The organism is Rhodococcus sp. MH15 (assembly GCF_019266045.1).
Taxonomy (GTDB): domain Bacteria; phylum Actinomycetota; class Actinomycetes; order Mycobacteriales; family Mycobacteriaceae; genus Rhodococcus_F; species Rhodococcus_F qingshengii.
The window spans coordinates 1-4,188 of sequence record NZ_LPNP01000031.1; the positions used below are offsets into that span (position 1 = coordinate 1).

4 protein-coding genes and 1 pseudogene are annotated in these 4,188 nt (G+C 61.3%); 1 reads left to right on the plus strand and 4 read right to left on the minus strand.

The features are described from left to right. Positions 1 to 140 precede the first annotated feature (140 nt). Positions 141 to 497: pseudogene (locus ATN37_RS00325) on the plus strand (PDDEXK nuclease domain-containing protein); the annotation flags it as partial. A 125-nt stretch (positions 498 to 622) separates the two neighbouring features. On the opposite strand, the gene ATN37_RS00330 reads toward ATN37_RS00325, so the two are convergent. The 4 genes from ATN37_RS00330 to ATN37_RS00345 are packed head-to-tail and all read right to left on the minus strand — an operon-like array spanning position 623 to position 3,937. Continuing rightward, a complete protein-coding gene (locus ATN37_RS00330) occupies positions 623 to 1,420 on the minus strand; it encodes a hypothetical protein (protein WP_021334701.1) in 798 nt (265 codons plus the stop codon). Then, positions 1,420 to 3,387, minus strand: coding sequence for a hypothetical protein (locus tag ATN37_RS00335; RefSeq protein WP_021334702.1), 1,968 nt, complete (start codon positions 3,385 to 3,387; stop codon positions 1,420 to 1,422). Before ATN37_RS00335 ends, ATN37_RS00330 begins: the two co-directional genes overlap by 1 nt. A 28-nt stretch (positions 3,388 to 3,415) precedes the next feature. After that, entirely contained in the window at positions 3,416 to 3,721 is a 306-nt protein-coding gene (locus ATN37_RS00340; protein ID WP_021334703.1) for a type II toxin-antitoxin system PemK/MazF family toxin, read from the minus strand. Next, positions 3,722 to 3,937, minus strand: a complete 216-nt coding sequence (locus ATN37_RS00345) for a hypothetical protein (protein ID WP_030538123.1) — start codon at positions 3,935 to 3,937, stop codon at positions 3,722 to 3,724. Positions 3,938 to 4,188: the final 251 nt, after the last annotated feature.

Consider the following 4,188-nt stretch of genomic DNA (forward strand, 5'->3'; position numbering starts at 1 on the left):
ACAGAGTGGACAAACCCCGGCCAGTGCACCACGAAGGAGCAAAGCGATTCATGAGTCACACGGCGTTGTAGCGACGACACCTATCCTGTCAGCCGGCCCCGGGCCGGCCACTACAAACACTTACAGATGCGTTTCAGATCTTCAATTGGGTGCAAGCGAGGTTCGTTGTCGTCGAGTTGAAGGTCACCAGGTTTGAGCCGGAGTATGTCGGGAAGCTCGGGTTCTATGTTTCGTGGATCGACGACAACCTACGCAACAAGGACATCCACGCACCGACTGTGGGAATCTTGCTCTGCGCCGGCCGCAACGACAACGTCGTCCGGTATTCACTTGCCGGGACAACTGCACCCCTCGCCGTAGCCGACTACACCTATGAGACTCTCCCCTCCCAGGTTCGCGATCTCGTCCCTACCGACGACGAGATCGCGGCAGCTGTGGAAGCCACCGTCTCCGAACTCGACTCCCAACTGCCCGTCAAACCTGACAACTCCGGCTGAGAGGCGCCATTCGATTCCGAATCTGGCCGACATATCCTCTGGTGCCGAGATCGCTACCGGTGTTTCGCACGAGGGTCTGCGAACGAGATGCCTGGTCCTGCCCGGCGCGAGGGGGCAGGGCAGTTCTATGTCCAGTCGATGTGGACGGATTCGATGGAATCGAAGTGAAATCCGAAAGTGTCGCCGTACTGGTCGAATCCCTTGTTTTCAGGGTAATCCATCGTGGCGTGACGTTCGAGGATGGCAACCACCCGGGCATGATCGTCGCCTGCCAAAGCCATGGCGAGTTCCCATGTTTCGTCGAGACTGAAGGGACTGTCGGAGTTCGCGAAGTCGAGGGTACGCACTCGATAGTCGTAACCTTCTTCGGAACCGTTGCGGACGGACACTCCCCCGCGGACTCGGATGGTGGCCTTTTTGGGTTGCCCGTCGGGTCGTAGTACGCCGGCGCGGTCCATGATGTCGCGAGCTTTGACGTTCTTGAGTTTCTTTTTCGCGTCAGCGCGCAGTTCGTTCGTTTCGCCGGAACGGTAGCGAGAGACCGCTGATCGTGAACGGCCGATCTTCTTTGCGACAGCGTCGATTCCACCGAGGCGTTCGATGGCGGCTCGCCGCCTGGCGCGTTCGGTGACGTCGGGGTGCGGGATTCGTCCTTGCTGCGCCCAACGGCGCAGTGTTCGGTCAGAGGGTGGCTTTCTCCCGGCGTCGACAGCTGCTTGCCGTAGGCCTTCTTTGCCGATTTCCGTACGGAGCTGGCGTACGGAGACTTTGCTGGTGAGTCCGGCTAATCCCCCACTTTTGACCGATTTCGATTTTTCGATACCGCTTGTTGCTGCTGTCGAGACGGATACGTTGAGTCCGTCCAAGCCGACGGTCTTCTGTGCGGGTTTGGTTGATCGTGGTTTCGGAAGATGTAGGGCCACTATATGTTTCCTTCATCTTCGTCGGTGAACGCAGCTTTGAGTGCGAGGTTGATCTCGTGGGTGTCGCGGGCGTCGGTCAGCATGACGGTTATGTTTTCGGTGAGCGGGGCGCTCTTTTCCAGAGTCATTTTCCCGAGTGCGTCACTCTCGTCTGCGATGTCGATGCCCGGGGGCAGGGGGTAGACCCAGGAGTCGGTGACGGTGCGCAGTGGCCAACGCCCGGTTTCGCGTGCGATGCGCATCGCGACGCGGCGGCCTCGCCAGCGGCAGTGTGCGATGATCGCTGCTCGCCAGAGCGGTTGGTGGTGGTGTTGCATTTGTTTGGCGGTCCACATGTCGGGGTTGACCATTCGGCCGATGTAACCCTTGTAGCAGGCGCCGATGAACCGTTTCATTGCTGTGTCGCCGGTGTCGACGGCAACTTTGCGGGCTTCTCGCAAGATTTTCGCCCACTTGTCGAGGGCTCGACCCTGTTCGGGGTAGACCCATGCTTCTGCGATGTCGAGGTCGTCGAGTTCTGCGCCGATTCCGCCATCGGCGATGGACGTTTGAAGTGCATCGAGGCTGACGGTGGTGATCCAGGTCTGCACAGGTTGGTCGGCGAGCATGTGTGGGTGAGGCAACGGTAGAGCGGGTGGGAGCGCCAGCATGTCACCCGGTGGGAGGGTTACACGCCAGAGTCCGAACGGGGTTTTCGATTGCCGCGCGGCGTCGAGCGCGTTCTCGCCGCGAAGATGTCGAGGTTTTCCGTAGCCGAATTCGAGCATGCCAGCGGAAGCGAGGTACGCCGCTCGTTGGTCTATCGATACCAGTTGTGTTGCATCGGAAAGTTCTTCGAGGTGCGGGATGCGGGTCCATCCGAGGGCAGGTTCGAGATCTCCGCGGGGTTCGCCGTCCAGCGGTGGGACCGGTCCACCGACGGTGACGACGATTCCTTTACCGCTGCGGGTGCGGTCGCGTTTGATCTTGTCGACGATGGCGGCGCCGGTGCGTGCTGGAGTGGGACCGGGTAGCACGCCGAGGTGTTGTGCGCACCAGGCGAGCCGGCGTCCCAGTTCGCGGGCAGCGGGGAGGTCGTCGTCGGGGAGGTAGGTTCCGGCGGTGGGAGATCCGAGGATCCCCATGTCCCCCACGCGATTGCCCCATCCGAAGTCTTTGTTCCAGTAGGTCCACACGTAGGGTTCGATGAAGATGTCGACCATGGATGTGAAGTTCCCGGTGGTGCGGGAGAGGTGAACGACGTGGCCGGGTTCTCCGCGGAGTTCCCATCCTGCGGTCAGCATCGGGGTCAGCGTGGCGTGGAGGATCGCGGTGAGTTCTTCGGCAGCGCGGGTGCGCAGGATTTCCATGTCGTCGACGTCGTCTTCGCTGCCTGGGTCGATGATCCATCCAAGCATGTCGCAGGCTTCGATTCCGACTATCCAGATCTGCGCCGGTGCGCCCAGCGGGGTGAGGGTTGCCCATCTGATGAGTTTGTCGAGTTTTTCGATGGAATCTACTGGGCCGGTGAGTGTATGGCCAGAGGGTGTGTAGGTTCCAACCGCTGTGACAATGACGGCGTGGCCGTCTGCTGACTCGCCGGCGGGAGGAAGAGCGGCCGGTTCGGTTGCGTCGAGCTCGGACGCGTGGGTGGGTTCCGTTTCCGGCTCCACGTCAGCGGCGGCCTTGACTTGGGGCACAATTGGTTCGGTGTCCGAGACCGACGACACGGGCGACATCGAGTCCTCACCGTGACGATCGGCATCGGTGCTTTCACCGGTTTCTGGTTCGACGTCTGCCTCCGGGGCGGCGTGATCTGCTACATTCGGCGATGTGGCGTCCAGGCCGGCATCGGAATCCAGGGCCGCGTCGTCGAGCGCGAAGAGAGCTGGTTCAAAATCGAGCTCAGAACCATCCCCCTGAACTTCGGGCACCGGAGGAGGATCGAGGTCGAACATGGGTATCTGCTCCCACTTTTTCGCCGCCATCACTGCCCCGTCGTCACTGCTGGTGTCTTCATGATTCGAGGTCGAACGCTGATCGCAATGCCCTTGTCAACAACACTTCCTGCGCCGGCAGCAGAAACCCCCGGTTCACACCGAGAGCCGACACCTGGATCGTCGTCAACCCATCACAATCGACAACAGATCCGTCCTCGACGCCGTTGCCTTCACCCAAACTCAGCTCCGTCGACAACCCCCGCCCCTCCGCACGAATCGGCGCAACAGTAACCGTCCCCAGATGAGGCCGAACCAACTCTCTCGTCAGAACCAACACCGAAGAAACGCCCGCGCCGAGCTGCGCATCGTGGATCGGGCGCACTCAGCTCTTCTTCCCGTGCGCGGCAGCGATATTCACATCGCCGCCTGCGCCGTCAGACAAGATCTCCACGTCACGGACCGCCAACTGCCGACGCTGCTCACGCTCCAATGCTCGAAGCACGACTTGGGCACGGCTTTTCGCGCGCCCGCCGCTGACCTCACCGTCGAGAAACGCCACAATGCCCTCGGGCAGCCGTACCGCGATCTGCGTACTCATAACCATCATGATACCGAATTGGGATGCAAACCGGTACCGGCCCCAAATCCATTCATCTCCTTGCAACCACCGCCCCTGACACTCCCGGTGCCGGGGACTCACGCCACATCCCACAGAAATACACTCGCGCTGCGCGCTCCCCTCTTCCACTCACCAATGGATCGAGGTGAGGCCGGGCGCTGCGCGCTCCCCTCTTCCACTCACCAATGGATCGAGGTGAGGCCGGGCGCTGCGCGCTCCCCTCTTCCACT